This window comes from Verrucomicrobiota bacterium (genome assembly GCA_039192515.1).
Classification (GTDB): Bacteria; Verrucomicrobiota; Verrucomicrobiia; order Methylacidiphilales; family JBCCWR01; genus JBCCWR01.
Map to the genome: position 1 here is coordinate 1 of JBCCXA010000082.1, position 3,212 is coordinate 3,212.

Consider the following 3,212-nt stretch of genomic DNA (forward strand, 5'->3'; position numbering starts at 1 on the left):
GTGATTTTCCCCTCAATTGCCTCTGCGTTTGGCATATTTCTCATGCGTCAAGCCTTTCAGAATGTCCCCAAAGAACTAGAAGAAGCTTCCCGCATTGACGGATGTTCTGAATTGGGCATTTGGTGGCACATCATGATTCCGTCGGTGCGTCCGGCGCTGGTTACCCTGGCCATCTTTGTTTTTATCGGTTCCTGGAGTGACTTTCTCTGGCCCCTGCTGGTGCTCAATCGGCCTGAGTATTACACCTTGCCTCTAGGTGTGGCCCGTTTAGCAGGCAGCTTTTCCTTGGACTGGCGCTTAATTGCAGCAGGCTCTGTCATTGCCACTGCACCCATCCTGCTTTTCTTCGTCATCATGCAGCGCTACATCGTCCCCAGCGAAATTAGCAGTGGTGTAAAAGGCTGATGGCTCTTGGGTTTTGTTATCTATGACAGCCCGTCTTTTGACAGGCCTTAACCTAGCAAATTACTATTTTCAAGCTGTATTTTAGTGATGCATCGACCCGTGATAGATAGCCCTACCACCACAAAAAACATCAGTTCTCCCAAAAAGGAAAAGTTCTTTTCAGTGGGTATTGGTGCTCATGGAGTTGTTGCAGTTGGCATCTCGGCCCATGGAGTCGTTGCAATTGGTGTGATTGCCCATGGCATTGTTTCCATTGGTGTGATTGCCATGGGAGTTCTCTCTACAGGGCTAGTATCCATGGGGCTGCTTACATCTGGCTTAGTAGCAATGGGTATCAAAGCAGCCGGTCCCGCCAGTATGGAGCTGATGATGGACCACAGTGGCATGAACCATGGTGATGCTATACCAGACCATGAGAACATGCCCAAAGCCGAGTAGGTGATCCTGATAATTTAGTCCCCAAATGCTCAGTACCCTGTAAAGCTATTTTGGGAACTCCTATCATTGTTGTTGTCGAAGATCGAGTGGTGTTTAGTGTTTGTCTCAACCATCCCACATGAGTTAAGGCGCTCTAACCTATCTTTATTCATTATCCTTGACTAACTTATCAATAAAATTAGGGACAAAACCCTCAGTAAAGCCCGCAATAAATGCCCACAAAATTGCCTTGGAAAAATCCGCATTAGTTGCAGGTAAGGTATTGCTTGAATACTCATAGGGCGTAATAAATTCCTCTTCTGCGCTTTTGAAATTCGGAAATAGTTCGCCTTGAATGATGCCAGACGCAAAAATACCATAAAGAACAAATGCAAATAATCCGCCAAATATTGGTGATAGAAATATCTGCAATTTCAGAATAAAGTAAGTAGCTTCATCTTTCATTGGGGATTCGTCCATTGGAGATGCCTCAATTAAAGATATATTTTGCGTATCAGATTCTGATGTATCAACCTCCAATGTGATAGCAGTTTCATTGGTTTCCTTAATAGAAACTGCATCTAGCTGATCTTGACTAATGTGCTCTGAAGATAAATCAAGTGCCTGTACAGAATTTTCATCCACCGAATTTCTGAGTTGCTGCACATAGGCTTCTTGTAAACGTCTATAATTGCTGGCGGCTCCTCCTACAGTTCCAGCTACAAACATCATGGGACTTATTACTTTGAGTTTTGGAATATTAAAAACAATCAATGAAAGTAATAAGTTAAGCAGGACGACACTGGACGTTATCCATGCATTTAAGATTGCTAGTCGTTCGATATTTTGCCTTGGGTGGTTTGTAGATTTCATCTGATAATTACTCTTCACAAATAATTTTTGCATCATACCGAATTACTTTTAGCGATCGGCATGCATGGGTGTGGTTAGACTACGCTTGTTTATTTCAAGGAATTCATGAACCTGGGATAGCCGTAGGCTGCCATGTGTTATGTAATGCCTGCTAGGCTAATATCCTCGTGGTCTGGCCTATCTGATTTGTTACGAGTGCACGAATGACCTTAACGATTTTCTCACCTCCTTGTTGAGATGGCTCAATTGGCGAGAGCTTTGAATAGTCAGACGGTTCATTACATACAAGTCGTAGATCGATCAATGCTACATCCGCCTCGATTGCTTCACGGAGGATGACCTCATTGAACATGGATAAAGCGGCTTGCTGAGAAGGTTTAAGGCCAGGAACACAGTCGTAAACTGTACAGACTGCAGTAGGGTATGCATATGCGGTCACTGCCTCCAGCATGGCCTTGTACTTGCTCCGGAATTCTTGACGGATGGTAGCAAATCGCTCAAGTGCCTGTGAGATATTTGCAACCTTCTCATCCAAAACGGACAAATGGCCCAGGGCATCATTGCCACCGCAGCTTACAACAACATGCGATGCATCCGCTGGCATCTTCTGCAACTGTGCATGTACATCTGTTGTGACATCGCCGTCGACCGCAAGGAGTGTCGCCGACCAATCATCAGCAAGTACAGCCCGCAACTGCTCGATGACAGGTAGCCCCTCCGGGACGTACACACCGTTGTCGAATATCGAATCGCCGAGTAGGACTACGTGGGGCATCGTTATTTAACCGCTTAAATATTGGTTAGCTTGATTTTTCCATATATTTGCTCCACATAAGCGGCTATATAGACATGTGGAAGTTTCAAATCAGCGGCGGCTTTTATTTCCAATCTACAGACGCAAATGCGTAACCGTCCGCTGCAATACGATTTTTATAATGCTTTTTCAACTTGTTGCTTATCTTCTTGGACATTGTCCAGAGGCTACATACTCACAAAAACTTCTAGTTAATTCTTTTGAACCATAATTATCCCACCATTTAATTACTCCTGGGCGAGCTAGAAGAGTACGCATATCACGGCACCAACTTGCCCACAGTTCTTCTTCCACCAGGTTATTTCTGTATTGATAGAATAGATTTTCGTATAAATTAAAAAAGCTAAACATTAACAGACTAAATCTTAAGCGTTCATCACTGTTCAAAGTCTCTAAAGATTTCTGACCAGACCTAAAGATTCGTGTGACTTCTGCATCAGAACTAATACGTTCTTCAAGATTTCCAATCGAGTCAACAATTGCTTGATATGTAGCTCCCTTTGTTGCTTTTGTACTATCTCGAACTTGCCTTGCAAGATATACGAGAGATGCAATCACTGCAACAGCTTCTAGTATTCCAGCAATCTCGCTAATAACTTGAAGAATTTCATTAGAAGGCATTTTACTTTACCTGAGTGTTAAAAAATAAGCTTCTTCATAGCTTTCAAGACTTACATAGGTAACGAAGGAATAATCAGTCTAA

At 43.2% G+C, this 3,212-nt stretch carries 5 protein-coding genes; 2 read left to right on the top strand and 3 right to left on the bottom strand.

Features of this window, described 5'->3' with window-relative positions; genetic code table 11:
* Positions 1-405, top strand: a 405-nt coding sequence (locus tag AAGA18_15910) for a carbohydrate ABC transporter permease (GenBank protein ID MEM9446826.1), incomplete at its 5' end; no start/stop codon positions are given.
* Between the two features lie 87 nt (positions 406-492).
* Positions 493-843, top strand: a complete 351-nt coding sequence (locus AAGA18_15915; protein ID MEM9446827.1) for a copper resistance protein — start codon at positions 493-495, stop codon at positions 841-843.
* Between the two features lie 144 nt (positions 844-987).
* Here the strand turns inward: AAGA18_15915 and AAGA18_15920 are convergent, their stop codons facing one another.
* From AAGA18_15920 to AAGA18_15930, 3 genes are all read right to left on the bottom strand, one after another.
* Positions 988-1,731, bottom strand: coding sequence for a hypothetical protein (locus tag AAGA18_15920; GenBank protein MEM9446828.1), 744 nt, complete (start codon positions 1,729-1,731; stop codon positions 988-990).
* Positions 1,732-1,846: 115 nt separating this feature from the next.
* Positions 1,847-2,470 carry an SGNH/GDSL hydrolase family protein gene (locus AAGA18_15925; protein ID MEM9446829.1) on the bottom strand — a complete coding sequence of 208 codons (624 nt, stop codon included), beginning with the start codon at positions 2,468-2,470 and terminating at the stop codon, positions 1,847-1,849.
* Between the two features lie 180 nt (positions 2,471-2,650).
* On the bottom strand, positions 2,651-3,130 hold the full coding sequence (locus tag AAGA18_15930; protein ID MEM9446830.1) for a hypothetical protein: 480 nt from the start codon (positions 3,128-3,130) through the stop codon (positions 2,651-2,653).
* Positions 3,131-3,212: the final 82 nt, after the last annotated feature.

Excerpts from the sequence above, each read along its gene's own strand:
- AAGA18_15925 (MEM9446829.1), bottom strand. The coding sequence starts at position 2,470 with ATGCCCCACGTAGTCCTACTCGGCGATTCGATATTCGACAACGGTGTG.
- AAGA18_15920 (MEM9446828.1), bottom strand. The coding sequence starts at position 1,731 with ATGATGCAAAAATTATTTGTGAAGAGTAATTATCAGATGAAATCTACA.
- AAGA18_15915 (MEM9446827.1), top strand. The coding sequence starts at position 493 with ATGCATCGACCCGTGATAGATAGCCCTACCACCACAAAAAACATCAGT.
- AAGA18_15930 (MEM9446830.1), bottom strand. The coding sequence starts at position 3,130 with ATGCCTTCTAATGAAATTCTTCAAGTTATTAGCGAGATTGCTGGAATA.